The 16,366-nt window shown below is 71.2% G+C and carries 16 protein-coding genes; 11 read left to right on the forward strand and 5 right to left on the reverse strand.

The window, feature by feature from the left end:
* Positions 1-10 precede the first annotated feature (10 nt).
* Positions 11-1,483: an MFS transporter gene (locus ACFYT4_RS29580; protein WP_389275620.1), complete on the reverse strand. Its 1,473-nt coding sequence runs from the start codon at positions 1,481-1,483 to the stop codon at positions 11-13.
* Positions 1,484-1,645: 162 nt separating this feature from the next.
* Between ACFYT4_RS29580 and ACFYT4_RS29585 the strand changes: the two genes are divergently transcribed.
* The 5 genes from ACFYT4_RS29585 to ACFYT4_RS29605 all read left to right on the forward strand — a co-directional run bounded on the left by ACFYT4_RS29585 (position 1,646) and on the right by ACFYT4_RS29605 (position 6,982).
* Positions 1,646-2,446 carry a helix-turn-helix domain-containing protein gene (locus tag ACFYT4_RS29585; protein ID WP_389275622.1) on the forward strand — a complete coding sequence of 267 codons (801 nt, stop codon included), beginning with the start codon at positions 1,646-1,648 and terminating at the stop codon, positions 2,444-2,446.
* A 160-nt stretch (positions 2,447-2,606) separates the two neighbouring features.
* The gene (locus ACFYT4_RS29590) at positions 2,607-3,056 is read left to right on the forward strand and encodes an ArsR/SmtB family transcription factor (RefSeq protein WP_389275625.1); all 450 of its coding nucleotides are present in this window, start codon (positions 2,607-2,609) and stop codon (positions 3,054-3,056) included.
* Entirely contained in the window at positions 3,053-3,313 is a 261-nt protein-coding gene (locus ACFYT4_RS29595) for a hypothetical protein (protein WP_389275628.1), read from the forward strand. Before ACFYT4_RS29590 ends, ACFYT4_RS29595 begins: the two co-directional genes overlap by 4 nt.
* Positions 3,314-3,501: 188 nt before the next feature.
* Positions 3,502-5,757 carry an MMPL family transporter gene (locus ACFYT4_RS29600; RefSeq protein ID WP_389275631.1) on the forward strand — a complete coding sequence of 752 codons (2,256 nt, stop codon included), beginning with the start codon at positions 3,502-3,504 and terminating at the stop codon, positions 5,755-5,757.
* A 295-nt stretch (positions 5,758-6,052) separates the two neighbouring features.
* Positions 6,053-6,982, forward strand: a complete 930-nt coding sequence (locus tag ACFYT4_RS29605; protein ID WP_389275634.1) for a hypothetical protein — start codon at positions 6,053-6,055, stop codon at positions 6,980-6,982.
* A gap of 360 nt (positions 6,983-7,342) precedes the next feature.
* On the opposite strand, the gene ACFYT4_RS29610 is transcribed toward ACFYT4_RS29605, so the two are convergent.
* The 3 genes from ACFYT4_RS29610 to sodN form a co-directional block, all read right to left on the reverse strand.
* Entirely contained in the window at positions 7,343-9,439 is a 2,097-nt protein-coding gene (locus ACFYT4_RS29610) for an N-acetylmuramoyl-L-alanine amidase (RefSeq protein WP_389275733.1), read from the reverse strand.
* A 551-nt stretch (positions 9,440-9,990) separates the two neighbouring features.
* The gene (locus tag ACFYT4_RS29615) at positions 9,991-10,533 is read right to left on the reverse strand and encodes an NUDIX hydrolase (RefSeq protein WP_389275636.1); all 543 of its coding nucleotides are present in this window, start codon (positions 10,531-10,533) and stop codon (positions 9,991-9,993) included.
* A 438-nt stretch (positions 10,534-10,971) separates the two neighbouring features.
* The gene (sodN, locus tag ACFYT4_RS29620) at positions 10,972-11,367 is read right to left on the reverse strand and encodes a superoxide dismutase, Ni (RefSeq protein WP_389275639.1); all 396 of its coding nucleotides are present in this window, start codon (positions 11,365-11,367) and stop codon (positions 10,972-10,974) included.
* Between the two features lie 150 nt (positions 11,368-11,517).
* Between sodN and sodX the strand changes: the two genes are divergently transcribed.
* Positions 11,518-11,937, forward strand: coding sequence for a nickel-type superoxide dismutase maturation protease (sodX, locus tag ACFYT4_RS29625; RefSeq protein WP_389275642.1), 420 nt, complete (start codon positions 11,518-11,520; stop codon positions 11,935-11,937).
* Here sodX and ACFYT4_RS29630 read toward each other — a convergent pair.
* Entirely contained in the window at positions 11,841-12,470 is a 630-nt protein-coding gene (locus ACFYT4_RS29630) for a CGNR zinc finger domain-containing protein (protein WP_389275645.1), read from the reverse strand. The two genes, sodX and ACFYT4_RS29630, sit on opposite strands and share 97 nt — an antisense overlap.
* A 252-nt stretch (positions 12,471-12,722) precedes the next feature.
* On the opposite strand from ACFYT4_RS29630, the gene ACFYT4_RS29635 reads away from it, so the two are divergent.
* From ACFYT4_RS29635 to ACFYT4_RS29655, 5 genes are all read left to right on the forward strand, one after another.
* On the forward strand, positions 12,723-13,412 hold the full coding sequence (locus ACFYT4_RS29635) for a class I SAM-dependent methyltransferase (RefSeq protein WP_389275736.1): 690 nt from the start codon (positions 12,723-12,725) through the stop codon (positions 13,410-13,412).
* 99 nt (positions 13,413-13,511) lie between these two features.
* Complete coding sequence (locus ACFYT4_RS29640) at positions 13,512-14,006, forward strand: SigE family RNA polymerase sigma factor (protein WP_389275648.1); 495 nt, start codon at positions 13,512-13,514, stop codon at positions 14,004-14,006.
* Positions 14,003-14,803, forward strand: a complete 801-nt coding sequence (locus ACFYT4_RS29645) for a hypothetical protein (protein ID WP_389275651.1) — start codon at positions 14,003-14,005, stop codon at positions 14,801-14,803. Before ACFYT4_RS29640 ends, ACFYT4_RS29645 begins: the two co-directional genes overlap by 4 nt.
* A 101-nt stretch (positions 14,804-14,904) precedes the next feature.
* Positions 14,905-15,396, forward strand: a complete 492-nt coding sequence (locus tag ACFYT4_RS29650; RefSeq protein WP_389275654.1) for a SigE family RNA polymerase sigma factor — start codon at positions 14,905-14,907, stop codon at positions 15,394-15,396.
* On the forward strand, positions 15,393-16,295 hold the full coding sequence (locus ACFYT4_RS29655) for a hypothetical protein (RefSeq protein WP_389275656.1): 903 nt from the start codon (positions 15,393-15,395) through the stop codon (positions 16,293-16,295). The genes ACFYT4_RS29650 and ACFYT4_RS29655 overlap by 4 nt, the downstream gene beginning before the upstream one ends.
* Positions 16,296-16,366 lie beyond the last annotated feature (71 nt).

The following is a 16,366-nucleotide window of genomic DNA, read 5'->3' on the forward strand; positions in this document are numbered from 1 at the left end:
GAAGTGGTGGCTACGTACGGTCTGCCCGGTTGGCCGGAGCTTCCGCGGCGTCGAGCGCATCGTCCGGGCGGTGGTTCTTCCCGAGCAAGGTGCCGATGAGGACAGCGCCGAGCGCGAGGAGGACGGCGGCGACGGTGAGCGCGAGGGAGAAGCCTTCCGTCGCGGCGTGCAGGGGATCGTCCGGTGCCGCCGGGGCGTCGCTGCGGCGCGTGGCCAGCGCGACAAGCACCGCCACCCCCACGGCGCCGCCGACTTGCTGAACGGAGCTCAGGACGGCCGAGCCGAGTCCGGCGTTCTCCTCGGTGGTGCCCGTGAGCGCGGCGACGGTCAGGGCGGGCAGACTCAGTCCGCATCCGAGGCTCGTGACGAGCATGCCGGGCAGCACTCCGGAGGCGTAGCCGTCGCTCGGTGCCACGCCGGACAGCAGCAGCAGTCCGGCCGCGCTGATCAGGAACGACAGGGCGAGGGCCGGACGCACGCCGAGCCTGACCACCGCTCGGGAGGAAAGCCACATGCCCGCAAGGATGCCCGCGCCGAAGGGCAGGTAGGCGATGCCGGCCGTGAGCGGGCGGTAGCCCAGCACGGTCTGCAGATGCACCATCAGCAGGAAGGCCATCGCGTACATGGCGGCGGAGAAGAGCAGCGTCGCCCCATTGGCCACGGCGCGGATGCGGAAGGACAGGAACGACAACGGCACCAGCGGCTCGGCGGTCCGTGTCTCGACCGCGACGAAGGCCACGGCCAGGAGCACGGCCAGAACCAGGGGCGCGACAGCGGCCGTGTCGCTCCAGCCCGACTCCCCGGTCCGGAGCAGTCCGTAGACCAGGGCCACCAGGGCACCGGTGCCGAGTACCGCACCGGGTACGTCGAGGCGCACCGGCCGCCCGGCCCGGCTCTCGGGGACCAGGCGCGGGATCAGCACAACGGCCGCAAGGGCCACCGGCAGGTTGATCAGGAAGATCCAGCGCCAGGACGCCAGGCCGGTCAGCGCGCCGGAGATCACCAGGCCCATCGTGCCGCCCAGGCCCGCGATGCCGCCCCAGATGCCGAACGCCTTGGCGCGCTCCTCGCTACCGGGGAACAGCAGCGCGATCAGTGCCAGCGCGGCCGGGCTGGCCATGGCAGCGCCCGCGCCCTGGACGAACCGTCCGGCCACGAGCTGCCAGGGCTCCTGCGCGAGCCCGCAGACCAGGCTCGCCGCACCGAACAGCGCCACACCGGTCAGGAAGACGCGCCTGCGGCCCAGCAGGTCGGCCATGCGGCCGAACAGCAGCAACAGCCCGCCGAAGGCGAGAAAGTAGGCGTTGACGACCCAGGCCAGGCCCGCGGTGCTGAAGCCGAGATCCTCCCGCACGCTGGGGAGCGCCACGCTCACCACGTTGTCGTCCAGGACGAGCATGAACTGTACGAAGCACAGCACCACCAGGGCCGGTCCGCGGCGCCCGAGGGTGTGGGCTGTGGCTGTGGTTGACATCGACGTCATGCCGAGCGTCCTGTCCTCGTCGAGGGCCCCTGTGAACTGCGGTAGCGCCCATGGCGCGGTGAGTGATTGATCGGCATGCGAATGACGCTATGCACCGGCTGCGCTGACCGCGATGCGCTACCGGGCCACGTTGTATCGCGTTGAGGACATAGGCTGGGGGCCATGACGAAGGCCGTCGTGGGAGCGGTCCCGCCCGGGGTGGGCGCGATCGTCGTCGGGAACTTCCCGTTGGCGTACGGGCAGTGGTTCATCCCCCACAGTCACCCACAGCACCAGTTGGCCTGGGCGCGGCGCGGTGTGCTCGGCGTCGCCGTCGACGGCGACTATTGGGTCCTGCCTCCCACACGGGCGCTGTGGCTGCCCGCAGGGGTGGTCCACCGGACCGGCGCGACCCGCGAGTCGGTGCTGTGCAGCCTCTACTTCGAACCGGACAGATGCGACCTGGACTGGGCGGACCCCACGCCGGTCGGCGTCGACGGGCTGCTGGCCCACCTCATCGCCTACCTCAGCCGCAAAGACCTCCACGACGACTCGCGGCTACGGGCCGAGGCGGTCGTCCTGGATCTGCTGCGCCCTTTGCCGGCCACCCCCATCGACGTCCCGCACCCCACCGACGACCGTGTGCGCGCCGTGGCCGACGCCCTGCTCGCCAACCCCGCCGACTCACGCAGCCTTGAGGCGCACGCACGGGCCGTCGGGGTGAGCCGACGCACCCTGACCCGGCTGTTCGCCCGCGACACCGGCATGCACTTCGACCGCTGGCGCACCCAGGTGCGGCTGCGCGCCGCGCTTCCCCTGCTCGCCGAGGGCCAGCCCGTTTCCCGGGTCGCGGACACCGTGGGATACGCGACACCGAGCGCCTTCCTCGCGGCGTTCCGGCGAACCGTCGGCACTTCCCCGGGGCGCTACCTCAAGGGCGGCGCTTCGTTCGGGGCAGCTGCTCCGAGCGCCGCCGGTGCATGACTCCCGCGAGGTCCGGACCCTGGGGAACGGGGGAGCCCGGCACCCCGATTCGGGCTCCGCGCCCCGGGGCCGACCCCGAGATGTCCCCCGGTTCCGCTCTCGGCCCTGCCTGAAATTCTAGGCATCTGCTAACTTTTCTTTGCATGAGGAAGAGGTCGCCATGAGCGCCCCGGTGCCCAGGGGCGACGAGCTGGTGCGTGTGCTGGCCACGCTCTCCAACCCCCACCGGCTGCGCGTGGTCGCCGCACTGACGCGAGGCGGGCGCAACTACGTCAGCCGGCTGGCCAGGGAGCTGGAGATCAGCAGGGCCCTGCTCCAGGTCCATCTCAAGAAGCTCGAAGCGGCGGGCCTGGTGTCGTCCCGCCTCGAACTGTCGAAGGACGGAAAAGCCATGAAGTTCTACGAGGTCAACGCGTTCGCGGTCGAGCTGACACCACAGAACGTCGCCACCGCCGTCGACACCCTCAGCCGGGACGGCGACCCACCCGGAACGGACCGGGGCGGGAGCGAGGACAGCCGCAGGAGCGGGGAGCGGAACACGAAGGACGGCGGCGCCGGAGGAAACGGCACGGCCGACGGGGACACCGAGGGGCAGGGCGCACCGTCATGAACGAGCAGGCATGGCAGGAGATCATCGGGACGATCGGGCTGTTCTGCCTGGTCATCATCGTCGTCACACTGACCGTCCGGTACTTCACCGCCGGCCGCGGCGCACGCGCCCGCGACGAGACGCTGAAACAGCTCGCCGAGCAGGTGACGGCGGGCCAGCAGCGCACCGAGCGGCAACTCGCCGAGCTGACCGAGCGTGTCACCGACCTCCAGGGCCGTACCGGCGCGCTGGAGAAGATCCTCAAGGACGTCGAGTAGCCCCGTACGACCCCGTCCCACCTTCGGCGATTCCCCACCCCACACCCTCGTCCGGTCCCGTTCGATCCGACCGGAGAAGACCTGGGCCGCGGAGCGGCAACTCCACGGCCCAGGAACGGAAACGCCGTACCACATCGCCTCTCGGCGAGCTCCACGGGAACGACCCTCCGAAAGAAGGAGAGCAGCTCATGCTGCCCAGAATCAAATCCGGCCGGTCCCGGCCGGCCCGGGCGATCGAGAACCTGTCCGACTGGTCGGCCCGCCATCCCTACCGGGCGATCACCGGCTGGCTCGTCCTCGTACTGGCCGCCGTCATGTCCGGCGCCCTGCTCGGCGGCACACCGGCCCGGCACAGCGATCCCGGTGAGGCGGGCCGTGCCCAGCAGATGGTCAACGCCCAGCAGGCGGGCGCCGCGATCCGCGAGAACATCCTGATCCAGGCCGACAGCGAGGCCCGGCGCCGGGCCGCGACCGCCAACCTGGTCGCGACACTGCGCCGGGCCCCCGAAGCGGCGGCCTCCATCGGTTCCCCGCTCGGCCCCGGCGGAAGCCGCTGGGTCTCCGGGAGCGACGGTTCCCATCTGGTCACCCTGGAGGTCCGGGGCCCCGACGAGTCGCTGGAAGCCCACTACGACACCGTCGTGGCCGCCGTCGACCGCGTACGCGACCGGCACCCGGACGCCACCGTCGTCCAGGCCGGCGACCTGAGCCTTTCGCAGGCGGTCAACGAGGGCATCCAGGGCGACATGGACCGCGCCGAGACCACCTCGCTGCCGCTCACCGTGCTGATCCTGGTCTGTGTCTTCGGCTCTCTGATCGCGGCGGGGATTCCGCTGCTGCTGTCCGCGACGGCGGTGGCCGCCTCCTTCGGGCTGCTGGAACTGGCCTCCCGATGGGTGCCGTTCAACAGCGCCGCCTCCGCGATCGTGCTGCTCATCGGCATGGCGGTCGGCATCGACTACTCCCTGTTCACCCTGCGCCGGGTGCGTGAGGAGCGCGCGGCCGGACGCTCCGTCCCGGAAGCCGTCGCCAACGCCTCCCGTACCTCCGGACACGCCGTCGCCGTCGCGGGCCTCACCGTGATGGTGTGCCTGACCGGTCTGCTGCTCACGGGCATCGACGTCTTCAAGGGGCTCACCCTCGGCACGCTTCTGGTCGTCGGTCTCGCCGTGCTCGGATCCCTGACCGTGCTGCCCGCGCTGCTGACCGCCCTCGGCGACCGGGTCGACCGGGCCAAAGTGCCCTGGCTCGGGCGGCGGCGGACGGCCGCCGGCGAGTCCAGGATCTGGACCTCGGTGGCCACCGCGGTCGTCGGGCGTCCGCTGATCGCGGGGTCCGCGGGGGTGCTGGCGCTGATCGTGCTCACGCTGCCCGCCTTCGGCATCCACCTCCAGGACGCGGCACAGACACAGAGCCTGCGGCCCGGGGTCTCCCCGGCCGTCGACGCGGGTCTGCGGATGCAGACGGCGTTCCCCGGAGCGTCCGTGCCCGCCCGGGTGGTGATCTCCGAGGACGGGCCCGCGGTGCGGGACGCCGTGGAACGGCTGCGTGCCGAGGCCGCGGGAAGCGGCGGGGCGCTGCGGGAGCCCATCACCCTCTCCCCTGTCGGGGACGTGCTGGTGGTCCGGGTGCCACTGGCCGGGAAGGGCACCGACCCCGTCTCCGTACGGGCGCTCGAACTGCTCCGGGACCGGGCGCTGCCCGCGACCGTGGGGACGCTCGACGGTGTCTCGTACGCGGTCGGCGGCCGGACCGCCATGCCGTCCGACTTCGCCCACCGGGTCGACGACAGGACGCCGGCCGTCTTCGCCTTCGTCCTCGCCCTGGCGTTCGTCCTGCTGCTCGCGGCGTTCCGTTCGTTCGCCGTCGCGCTGATGTCGATCGCGCTGAACCTGCTGTCGATCGGGGCGGCGTACGGGGTGCTGGTGTGGGTCTTCCAGGGCGGGCGGCTGGAGTCGGTGCTCGGCTTCGAGTCCTACGGGGGAGTGGTGAGCTGGATTCCGCTCTTCATGTTCATCATCCTGTTCGGGCTGAGCATGGACTACCACATCTTCATCCTCAGCAGAATCCGCGAGCGCTGGTCCACCGGCGACGGCACCGGCACCGGCTCGGTGAAGGCGGCGGTCGTGGGAGGCATCGGGGGCAGCGCCGGGGTGGTCACCAGTGCGGCGGCCATCATGACGGGGGTGTTCTCGGTCTTCGTGACCCTCTCGGCGATCGAGTACAAGATGCTCGGCGTCGGCATGGCGGTGGCGATCCTCATCGACGCGACCGTCGTCCGGGGGGTGCTGCTGCCGGCGGCGATGGTGCTGCTGGGGGCGCGGGCGTTCGGGACGGCTCCCGGTGCGGCGGGCGGGGCTGATCCGGACGAGGGAGCGCAGGACGCAGTCGCGCCGGAAGCGGCCGGGCGCCGCCGTCGGGCTCCGCTGTCCGGTGCCGACTGAGCGGGTTCGGCCGGGGGCGGCTCTGCCGGCCGGCCGGGCGGGGCGGATTCCTCCGGCCCGGACTCCCACGGCTCCCTGCGCCCGGCGCCGACCGCCCCGCGCCGATCGCCCGGCCCGGGTGGACTTCCCGGGGCGGACTTCCCCGGACGGCCGGGACGATTCCGCCCACCTGTGGGCAACCCGGGGCCGGGGGATTCATCAGGTCGCGGCAGGCCACCGCGTCGGGCCGGACCCGTCCCTCCGGGGGTCCGGCCCGGGACGGGGAACGCCGGAGGCGGCCCTGCATGATGGCCCCATGACCGGACAGAGGAAGCGGCTGATACCCCGGCCCCGGCGCGGGGCGTTCGTTCCGGCCGTGGCGCTGATCATGACCGCGGGCTTACTCGCCTCCGGCGACGGCGCCGAGGCGCCCGCCGGAACCCGGGCGGATGTGCCCGAACTGCCCCTGGACCGCTACGAACTGAGTGCCGACGAGCACCTCGCCTTCCGGCGGGCGCAGCGGCTGCTGGCCCAGCGCTGCATGGTGGCCCTCGGCTTCACCGGCTTCCCGCTGGACCCGAAGACATGGGGGAGCGGGGGCCGCACCGTCACCCTGACCGTGGTCGGGGTCGGCCCCTACGGCCTGCTGGACGCCGGCCAGGCCCGCCGTCTCGGCTACGGCGTCGACACCAAGTGGATCGCCGCGGAGATGCCACGGGACAGGGCGATGACCGAGCGCGAGTCCGAGGTCATGTACGGCCGTCCCGGGGACCGGGACACCGCAGGCGGTCGCCCGGTCCCCCACGGCGGCTGCGCCGCCGAGGCGGACCGGCGGCTCAACAGAGGAATCGCCGACACCGGGCGTATGTGGGCCTACGTCTCGGGCCGGAAAGCGGAGCTGGACAAGAAGGCCGACAGGGACCCCCGGGTCCTGCGTGCCTGGGGCATCTGGTCCCACTGTCTGGTCGACCGGCGCCTCGGACGGTACGAGAACCCGGTCGAGGCCCACCAGGACAAGGCGTGGCAGCGCGGCCAGGACGGCGACACGACCCGTTCGGCGAGGGAGATGGCCACGGCGAAGGCGGACGTGGAGTGCAAGCGGAAGCACCGCACGGTCGCGGTGTGGAGCGAGGTCCAGAAGGAGCTCCAGCGCGCCGACCTGTCCCGGAACAGGGAGAGCTACGAGGCGGTGCGGAAGGACCTGGAGGTGCTGCGGGCCAACATACGGCGGGCGTCGGCCGGATGACCGGTGGTCCCTGAGCGGGTGCGCCGGCTCGTTGCCGTAGCCGCGCGCGCCGCGTACCTCCGGCAGCCAGGCACCCACCGCCTTCCGGCAGCCAGGTGCCCTCCCTCCCTCGGCGGCACGTGCCTGCTCTCCGGCGGCCAGGCACCCGCGAGCGGCGGTGGTACGGCCTCCGGCGGCCAAGCACCCGCCCTCCCACGGCGGCACGTACCTGCTCTCCGGCGGCCAAGCACCCCCGTTCCGGCGGCACACACACCCTCCGGCAGCCATCACGTTCCGGCAACCGTGTAGGAAACGACGCCGCGCCCGGCTCCTCCTGTTCGGGGGAGCCGGGCGCGGCGGTTGTCGCGTGGGGCGGGTGGGCTACTTGAGGTGGATCAGCCCGTCCACGGTCACGGCGGGCCGGCCGGTGGTGCCGACGACCACGATCTTGATCGTGTGCTTGCCGCTGGTGGCCCAGTTCTTGGTCCAGATCGCCTCGCGGTACTTCGTGGTGGCGGACTTCAGATCGACCGTGTGGGTCTTCACTCCGTCCACGTACACATACATCTGGCCGGAGGTCGCCGCGCGCGAGACCACCACTGCCGCCGAGCGGCTGGTGAAGGTCCACGACAGCGAGGCGTTCTTGGCGCTGCTGGTGTAGGACTTGCCGCCGAAGTAGCTGCTGGAGGACTTGCTCGTCCAGCTGCCGGTCCTGGTCGCGCTGGTCTCCTGGAGGATCACCGGGGTGCTGCCGACCGAGACGTTCCCGCGGTTGTTCGCCCGGTCGAACGCGGTCATCGACCAGGTGGTGGCGGCGCTCAGCCTGGCGGTGTGGGGAGCGCTCGTGATCGTCGGGCCGTACGTCTTGGCCACCGGGGCGGTGAGCCGGACCTCCTTCAGCGCGGCGTCGTCCGACGCCTTCCACGACAGGGTCATCGGGACGGCGGAGGCGCTCACCGAGCCCGAGCGCAGCCCCGGGGTGGGACCGGAGGTGAACGTGGGGGCGGTGACGTCCCCGACGACCGTCGCCGCCGTCGACAGCGTGGTCTTGCCGGACACATGCGTGGCCCGGACCTGAAGCCGGTGGCTGCCGGGGGAGAGCTTCGTCCCGGCCGTGGTGACCGTGCCCGAGGTGGTGGCGACGGGCTGGCCGTCGACCAGCAGTTCGTACTTCGAGATGAAGGCGGGCGGTGTGGTGGCCTTCCAGTTCACCGTGACGGCGGCCTTGGTGTAGTACGTGGAGCCGGAGACTCCCACACCGGTGAGGGAGGTGACGGCGAGTCCGGTGACGGAACCGCCCGCCAGGTCCCGGACGGTCGCGAGCTGGTTGTAGACCAGGTTGCCCGGGCACTCGGTGGCGTAGCCGTCGCGGTGGCCGTGGATGGTGTTGAAGGTCAGCTTGGCGCCCGCCTGCCAGGAGCCCTTGGAAGCGGAGGAGCCCGCGGCGCCCGCCGTCAGGACGGTGGTGCCGGTCGGGGAGACCCCGTACTGGCCGAGCTTCCACGCGGCGATCCGGGCGACCGACTGCAGCGCGGCCTGCGAGGGCGCGGTCTTGGTGTATTCGCCGAGAATGGAGATACCGGTGGTCTCGTTGTTGAAGCCGTAGGCGTGCGCGCCCACCACCGGCCGGTCCACACCTCCCTTGCGGCCCTCGTAGATGGTGCCGCACTTGTCGACCAGGAAGTTGTAGCCGATGTCCTTCCAGGTCTTGCCGAGGTGGTACGCGTACACGCCCCGGATCACCTCGGGCGCCTGGGCGCAGGTGTAGTTGTTCGAGCCGGCGGTGTGATGCACCGTCACGGCCTTGACCGTCCCGCCGGGGAGATACGTGGGCGCCTCGGGGCTCAGGGTCTCGTCCGCGCCCCAGCCGGAACGCGGAGTGATCACCGGCCGGGGGGCCGTGGACGGCGGGCCGGCGGACGGCGCCGACTGCGGCGCGGACCGGGGGGCCTCCGCGGTCGGCGGGCCGTCGGGTGCGGGTGCCTCGGAGGACGTGGAGGGGGTGGCCTCCGGGGTGCTCGGGGCCGCCGAGGGCTGCGGCGCGACCGGGTCCTCGGTGGCGGGCGTTTCGTCGGCGGACGGCGACGGGGTCTCGTCGGCGGGCTCGGCGGGCAGTGCGTAGGCCGCGGGCTCCATGCCCGAGACCTTGCCGGTGCCCGGGTCGATCATGTCCAGCCGCAGGCCCTTGGGCAGCTTGGTGACCTGGCCGCCCGCCGTGGCGCGTACCTCGACGCCCTTCGAGGGGCCGACCCAGAGCGGGTCGGTGCCGCCACGGGTGGCGCCGTCCTCGCGCTCGCCCGCGTCACCGTCGAGGCTCTGCCAGTCGGACCACTTCCCGGACGAGGCGTCCTTCGTCCGTACCTCCACGGTCCCGGTGACCCGCGCCGAGGGGTCGGTCCAGGTGACACCCACCATGCTGAACGGCTCGGTGTCGCGCTTGCCGAGCTTCGCCGAGGCGCCGTCCCGGGCGACCTCCATCCCCGCGGCCCGGACCTGGCTCTTGCCGGGCCGGGCCTTTCCGTCCTCGCCGGCGCTGCTGCCGGGCGCGCCGGCCGTGCCCTGGATCACCAGGACCCCGGCGACTCCGGCTGCCACCACTGCACCCGTACCCCACCAACGACGAGCTCTTGTACCGGACGGCACAACATCCCCCCCATGGGAACCTAGAAAAGTTCGATGCTCAATGAAATCACTGGTGCGCAACTTACCCGAGTTGTTTGGCCCCACCGTGTCGGGGGAGACTTGTACGCCGTACCCGGCGCCCGGGCCGGTGGCGTACGACGGGAGGGAACGGCCCCTCGGCCACCGAACGCCGTTGGTACGGCTCGGTGTCGGCCTTCTGCGGGGCACGGGTGGCACGATCCCGGGTGGCGCTGCTCCGGGCGGTGCTGCCCTGGTCCCATAGGCTCCGATACGGGCGGTTTGCGCGCGGGTGTCCCGGGCGCGTCGGCTCCGGCCGAGGGGCGGTTCGGGCCCGGAGCACGGCGGTTCGGGCGGTCCCGCTTCGGACGGGGTGGGGGAGCCGTGTGTTACCCGGCGGTCCCGGTGGCCTCGTCCAGCAGCAGATACAGCAGGCCGGTGAGGCTGCCGCCGCTGACGATCTCCCGCCGGTCGATCATCCCCCGGATCTCCGCCATCGGAATCCACTCGATCCGGTCGGTCTCGTTCCGCTCGACGGGCGGTCCCGTGTACGTGGCCCCGTCGGCGCGGAAGACATGGTGCTCGGAGTCGGTGATGCCGTTCGCGGGCTGGGAGTACACCAGGGGCTTCATCCCCGCCACCCGCCAGCCGGTCTCCTCCTCGACCTCCCGGGCGGCGGTCTCCTCGGGCGTCTCACCGGGCTCGATCAGTCCCATGGGCAGTTCCCAGCCCCAGGTGTCCGTCACAAAGCGGTGCCGCCACATCATCAGCACCCGCTTCCGGCCGTCGACCACCACCGCGACCGCGAGATGCCGCAGCCGGACGACATGGTGCTCGAAGCGGTGACCGTCCGGCTGCTGGACGTCCACCAGCCACAGATCGACCCAGGGATTCGCGTAGATCCGCCGTTCCCCGTGGACGGTCCACCGCATGAGCCCAGCTCCTCAGGTCGAAGGGGCTCCACCCTCCCACTCCGTCCCGGGACCGGTCCCCGCTTTCCCCGCCACGTCACCCGCTGGTGGCACCCTCTCTCCCACCCAAGCCCCGCCGACCCGTGCGCGAGTGGCCGCAGGCCCCGGGGACGCGGATGAGACGGATGACGGTGTGCCGCACAGCGCGAGGGCCAGGACCCCCTGGACCCCGACGGCAGCTTTCCGGGGCGCGGCTTCCGATCACCCGACTCCTGCACCCCGGGATTCGCCCTGGCCGACTCGCACGGAACCGCCGGGTGGTACCACGGCCACGTCCCCGGCGCGGTGTGCGCTCGGGAACAGGGGAAGGGCCCGGCCGCCGAGGCTGCCGGGCCCTTCCAGATGCCGTCTGACCTGCATGGAGACCGCCTGGGTGGGCAGTCGCAGGATCCGGGCGGCTCAAGCCTTCTTCGTCTCCCAGAAGATCTTGTCGATCTGTGCGATGTAGTCCAGCGCCTTCTGGCCCGTCGCCGGGTCCGTCGAGCCCTTGGCCGCCGAGAGCGCCTTCAGCGCCTCGTTGACGAGCTGGTGCAGCTCCGGGTATTTCTCGAAATGCGGAGGCTTGAAGTAGTCGCTCCACAGCACCGAGACGTGGTGCTTGGCGAGCTCCGCGCGCTGCTCCTTGATGACGGTGGCGCGGGCCCGGAAGTGCGGGTCCTCGTTGGCCTGGTACTTCTCCTGGACGGCCTTGACCGACTCGGCCTCGATACGGGCCTGGGCCGGGTCGTAAACGCCGCAAGGGAGGTCGCAGTGGGCGCTGACCTTCACCTTGGGGGCAAACAGGCGGGAGAGCATGGAGCTGTCCTTCCTCGTGATCGTCTTCTCAGGTGGGACATTACTCCGTGGGAGACCCGTTTTCGCGAGTGCCCCCTAGGGCTTAGGGCAAAAGTCCGGGGTCACTATGGGACTGGCGGCGGAACGTACCGTGGGACTCGGAGGTGGCGGATGACTGGACAGGGGCGGGAGCCGAAGGCGCCGTTCGGGGTGGCGGAAGTGACGGGACCGTCGATGTATCCGACCCTCAGGCACGGGGACCGGCTGCTGGTGCACTACGGCGCCGAGGTCAGGCCGGGCGACATCGCCGTACTGCGCCATCCCCTCCAGCAGGACCTGCTCATCGTCAAGCGGCTGATCGAGCGGCGTGACGGCGGCTGGTGGGTGCTCGGGGACAATCCGGGGGCCGAGGGCGACAGCCGGCTGTTCGGCACCGTCCCGCCCGAGCTGCTCCTCGCGCGGGTCCGGGGCAGGTACCGGCCGCTGGAGCCGGGTCAGCGCTCGCTGCGCGCGCTCGCCTCCTGGATGTTCGGCGCGCTGAGGCCCGTGCTCTGCGACCGCTCCGTCTCCAGGCGCTTGCGCGCGCGGTAGGCGGCCACATTGGCGCGGGTCGCACAGCGGTCCGAGCAGTAGCGGCGGGAGCGGTTGGTCGAGGTGTCCAGATAGGCGTTGCGACAGGGGGGCGCCTGGCACAGGCCGAGCCGGTCGACCCCGTACTCCGTCAGATGGAACGCCAGCCCCATCGCGGCGATCGCCGCGTACCCCGCCGTCGCGTTCGACGGGTGGTCCGCCAGGTGCATGTGCCACTTGGGGCGGCCGTCGTCGTCCCGGAAGTCGTGGCCCGAGATCTGCGGGCTGACGGGGAACTCCAGCAGCAGGGAGTTCAGGAGGTCGACGGCCCCGGTCTCGTCGCCCGCGTCGGCCGCGGTGAAGACCGCCCGCAGCCTTCCCCGTACCGAACGGAACCGGGTCACATCCGCGTCGGTGGCCCGGCGCGCCGCCTGGCCGGACGGGCCGAACAGCTCACGGATGGAGTCCACCGAGGTGAGGGAGTCCTTGTTGCGGGCCGGCTCCTCGGTGTTGACCAGGCGCACGGCATAGTCCGAGTAATAGGCCAGTTCCACTTGTAGTCCTTACCGGGGCGGTCTAGGGTCGGGATGCTCGAAGTAATGGACGATTGCCATTACAGGGTATTACGGAGGGGGGTTTCCGTGTCGGAGACAGGGAGCGGGGCACGGGCCCGGGAACAGGCCGGGACGGCGGCGGGACGGAAGGCGAAGGTGACGGGGACAGTGGCCGGGGCGGGGACGGAGGCGGCGGCGGGAGCCGACTGGCGGGCCTGGCAGAGGAGCTGGGACCGCCAGCAGGAGTGGTACATGCCCGATCGCGAGGAGCGGTTCCGGGTCATGCTGGACATGGTCGAGGCCACGGTCGGTCCCGAACCACGGGTCCTGGACCTCGCGTGCGGTACGGGAAGTATTACGGACCGGCTCCTGAATCGGTTCCCGAACGCCACCAGTACGGGGGTCGACCTGGACCCCGCCCTGTTGACCATCGCCCGGGGCTACTTCTCCGCCGACGAACGGGTCACCTTCGTCACCGCCGATCTCACCGACCCCGGCTGGACGTCGAAGCTGCCGCACGGCACCTACGACGCCGTACTCACCGCGACCGCGCTGCACTGGCTCCGCAGCGGACCCCTCGCCACCCTCTACGGACAGCTCGCCGGAATCGTCCGCGACGGCGGTGTCTTCCTGAACGCCGACCACATGATCGACCACACCACCCCGCGCATCAACGCCGCCGAGCGCGCCCACCGCCATGCCCGGATGGAGCGTGCCAAGGAGAACGGTGCCGTCGACTGGGCGCGGTGGTGGGACCTCGCCGCCGAGGACCCCGTACTCGCCGGGCCCACCGCCCGGCGCTACGAGATCTTCGGCGAGCACGCCGACGGCGAGACCCCCTCCGCCCGGTGGCACACGGAAACCCTGCGCTCGGCCGGATTCGCCGAAGCGCGACCGGTCTGGTCCTCGCCCTGCGACAGCCTTCTTCTGGCGCTGAAGTAGCTCCCCTGAAAAGGCGGGGCCCAGGTGCAACTTTCTGCTACTCCCACCGCACTGGAGGGGTGGATGGTTCGCGTCCGCGGACCGGGAAAGGGTCGGGGGATGACGCGGAACGAGGAAGACGCCGCGCTGCACGCCTTCGTGGAGGCAAGGCGTACCGCGCTGTTCCGCAGCGCCTATCTGCTGTGCGGGGACCGGGACGAGGCGGACGACCTCGTCCAGACGACGCTGGTGAAGGTGGTGGTCACCGGTCGGCGGCAGATGCGCCTGGACAACATCGAGGCCTACACGCGCAAGACGCTGATCAATACCTTCATCGCCTCCCGGCGGCGGTTCTGGCGGCGCGAGCATTCCTACGGCGAACTGCCCGACCGCGCCCAGCGGGAGGCCGCGGACACGGAAACGGGACTGGTGATCCGTGCCGCTCTCGGCCGGCTCAGCGCCAAGCAGCGAGCCGTCGTGGTGCTGCGCTACTGGGAGGACCTGAGCATCGCCGAAACCGCGCGGCTGCTCGGAATGCGGGAGAACACGGTCAAGAGCCACGCGGCTCGGGGGCTCGCCGCGTTGCGCGCCGAGGTGCAGGAGGAGTTCGCATGAGCGACATCAGGCTGCTGCTGGAGCGCGTCGCCGAGGAAGGCGGGCGGACCACGGTCACCTCGGAGACGGTCCACGCGGGCGCCGCGAAGCTGCGCCGCAGGCGCAGGGCGATGGTGGCGGGAGCGTTGGCCGCGGTCGTCTTCGCCGGGGCGGCGGCCGTCCCGGTGCTGGACCAGCTCCGTGATCGCTTCGACCAGACCTCCGCCGCGGGGGGTGGCAAGCGCACGGCAAAGGCCGCCGACGCCCAGAGCCGTCGGCTCGCCGAACTGCTGCCCTCAGGCGTCCAGGAGATCGAAAGGATCGGCACCAGCACCAGCCCGCTGGTGCTGGTGAAGGAAGGACTCTTTCCCGGCGACCCCGACCCCACTTTCCACCGCAGCAGCGACGTGAAGTCCTCGGGACTCGGTCCGCTCGACGGTCACTACCGCATCACCAGGGCAGGGAACGAAGGCGGCATCAGCATCAGCGTCGTGCCCGCGAAGGTCGTCAGCAAGACCCCCAAGGGGCTCGGCGTCGGCTTCTGCACCCACGCCGTGCCCGGATCGATCGGCGAATGCGTGACGGACGTACTCTCCGACGACCGGCCGACCCGCGTCACCTGGCGCCAGCCCGGGAGCGGCGGCGGGACCGCACGCCTCGTGGGATACCTCACACTCAAGAGCGGCGATGTGCTCGTCGTCAATGCCTACAGCAGCTCCCCGTCCAGCACGCCCCCCTCGGTACCGGACTATCCGCCGCTGAACCGCACCGAACTGAACGAGCTGCTGCTCGCGTCCGAACTTCTCCCGAAGGACTGAACAACCTCCCCCGGAATTTCCGTGCGGGCGCAACCGGTCCCTCCTCCCACCGCACTGGTGAGGATGAGAGGGTTCGCACCTGCGGACCGGGAAGGGGCGGGATGACGCGGACCGAGGATGATGCCGCGCTGCGCCAGTTCGTGGAAGCACGGCGGACGGCGCTGCTCCGTAGTGCCTTTCTGCTGTGCGGGGACCGGGACGAGGCCGATGACCTCGTGCAGACGACGCTGGTCAAAGTGGTGCTCGGTGGTCGGCGCCATGTGCGTCTGGACAACATCGAGGCGTACGCGCGCAAGACGCTGATCAACACGTTCATCGCGTCCCGCCGCCGGTTCTGGCGGCGGGAGCACGCGTACGGAGCACTTCCCGAGGTGCCCGAGCAGGTCTCCGACCACGACACCGGTGTCGTGGTCCGGGCCGCGCTCGGGCGGCTCAATGCCAAGCAGCGCGCGGTGGTGGTGCTGCGGTACTGGGAGGACCTGAGCGTCGCGGAGACCGCGAGGCTGCTCGGGATGCGGGAGAACACGGTCAAGAGCCATACGTCCCGGGGGCTTGCGGTGCTGCGCGCCGAGGTGCGGGAGGAGTTCGCATGAGCGACATCAAGGTGCTTCTGGAGCGAGCCGAGCAGTCCGCCGAGGGCAGTGGGCGGTCCGCCGTCACCACGGAGACGGTGTACGCCGGTGCCGCGAAGGCCCGTCGGCGGCGCAGAGGCGCGGTGGCCGGCGCGGTCGTGGCGGTGGTCCTGGCGGCGGTGGCCGCCGTGCCGGTGCTGGACGGCCTCGGCACCGGACCGAAGGACGACAAGTCCTCCGTCGCGGCGCAGGGGATCACTCCCGAGGACAGCAGGGGCAGGGAACAGGCAGAGCAACTCGGCAAGGTGCTGACCGCGCTGTTCCCGAACATCACCAAGGTCGAGAAGGAGAAGGCGGGGCCGCTATGGCTTCCGGGGCAGCAGATCGCCCCGGGAGCCAAGCTCCCGGTCATTCCGGAGATCGGTCCGCTCGACGGGCACTATCTGGTCACCAGTGTCGTGGAGGGCGAGAAGCGGTACACCGGCCTGAGCTTCACGGTGATGGAGAAGGAGACCGTCGAACGGCTCAAGGCGCCCGTCGACGTGCTGAGCGACACCTGCAAGTCCACCCCGAGGTTCCCGGTGAACAACTGCAAGCGCCAGGAGCTGCCCTCCGGACAGACGCTCACCACGTGGGCGGGGACAGGGACCTTCGAGTCCGACGTGCCCTGGACCGTTGCGACCCATGCCCTGCTCACCCTCCCCGACGGTGGGGTTCTGCTGTTCGCGGACGGCCAGCAGGCCGCGAGCGACAGGGCCTTCGCCCTCACCCGGTCCGACGACGGGCGCGGGAGCCCCAGGGAGTTCCACCACGGTCTCAGGAAGCCCGTGAAGCGCTCGCACGCGTATGACTTCGTGGGGCTCACCCCTGCGGAAATCCGGGATCTGGTCGCCCGGCCCGAGCTCCTTCCTCCGGACTGAGGGCCCCGGCGGATACGGACGTGGGCGGTACGGACTGTTCCGTACCGCCCACACCCGCGTGTACTGCTCCG

Origin of the sequence: Streptomyces sp. NPDC004609, assembly GCF_042873655.1 — a bacterium.
GTDB lineage: Bacteria > Actinomycetota > Actinomycetes > Streptomycetales > Streptomycetaceae > Streptomyces.

Coding starts and splice junctions, on each gene's coding strand:
- ACFYT4_RS29580 (WP_389275620.1), bottom strand. CDS start 1,483: ATGACGTCGATGTCAACCACAGCCACAGCCCACACCCTCGGGCGCCGC.
- ACFYT4_RS29585 (WP_389275622.1), top strand. CDS start 1,646: ATGACGAAGGCCGTCGTGGGAGCGGTCCCGCCCGGGGTGGGCGCGATC.
- ACFYT4_RS29590 (WP_389275625.1), top strand. CDS start 2,607: ATGAGCGCCCCGGTGCCCAGGGGCGACGAGCTGGTGCGTGTGCTGGCC.
- ACFYT4_RS29595 (WP_389275628.1), top strand. CDS start 3,053: ATGAACGAGCAGGCATGGCAGGAGATCATCGGGACGATCGGGCTGTTC.
- ACFYT4_RS29600 (WP_389275631.1), top strand. CDS start 3,502: ATGCTGCCCAGAATCAAATCCGGCCGGTCCCGGCCGGCCCGGGCGATC.
- ACFYT4_RS29605 (WP_389275634.1), top strand. CDS start 6,053: ATGACCGGACAGAGGAAGCGGCTGATACCCCGGCCCCGGCGCGGGGCG.
- ACFYT4_RS29610 (WP_389275733.1), bottom strand. CDS start 9,439: ATGGAGGTCGCCCGGGACGGCGCCTCGGCGAAGCTCGGCAAGCGCGAC.
- ACFYT4_RS29615 (WP_389275636.1), bottom strand. CDS start 10,533: ATGCGGTGGACCGTCCACGGGGAACGGCGGATCTACGCGAATCCCTGG.
- sodN (WP_389275639.1), bottom strand. CDS start 11,367: ATGCTCTCCCGCCTGTTTGCCCCCAAGGTGAAGGTCAGCGCCCACTGC.
- sodX (WP_389275642.1), top strand. CDS start 11,518: ATGACTGGACAGGGGCGGGAGCCGAAGGCGCCGTTCGGGGTGGCGGAA.
- ACFYT4_RS29635 (WP_389275736.1), top strand. CDS start 12,723: ATGCCCGATCGCGAGGAGCGGTTCCGGGTCATGCTGGACATGGTCGAG.
- ACFYT4_RS29640 (WP_389275648.1), top strand. CDS start 13,512: ATGACGCGGAACGAGGAAGACGCCGCGCTGCACGCCTTCGTGGAGGCA.
- ACFYT4_RS29645 (WP_389275651.1), top strand. CDS start 14,003: ATGAGCGACATCAGGCTGCTGCTGGAGCGCGTCGCCGAGGAAGGCGGG.
- ACFYT4_RS29650 (WP_389275654.1), top strand. CDS start 14,905: ATGACGCGGACCGAGGATGATGCCGCGCTGCGCCAGTTCGTGGAAGCA.
- ACFYT4_RS29655 (WP_389275656.1), top strand. CDS start 15,393: ATGAGCGACATCAAGGTGCTTCTGGAGCGAGCCGAGCAGTCCGCCGAG.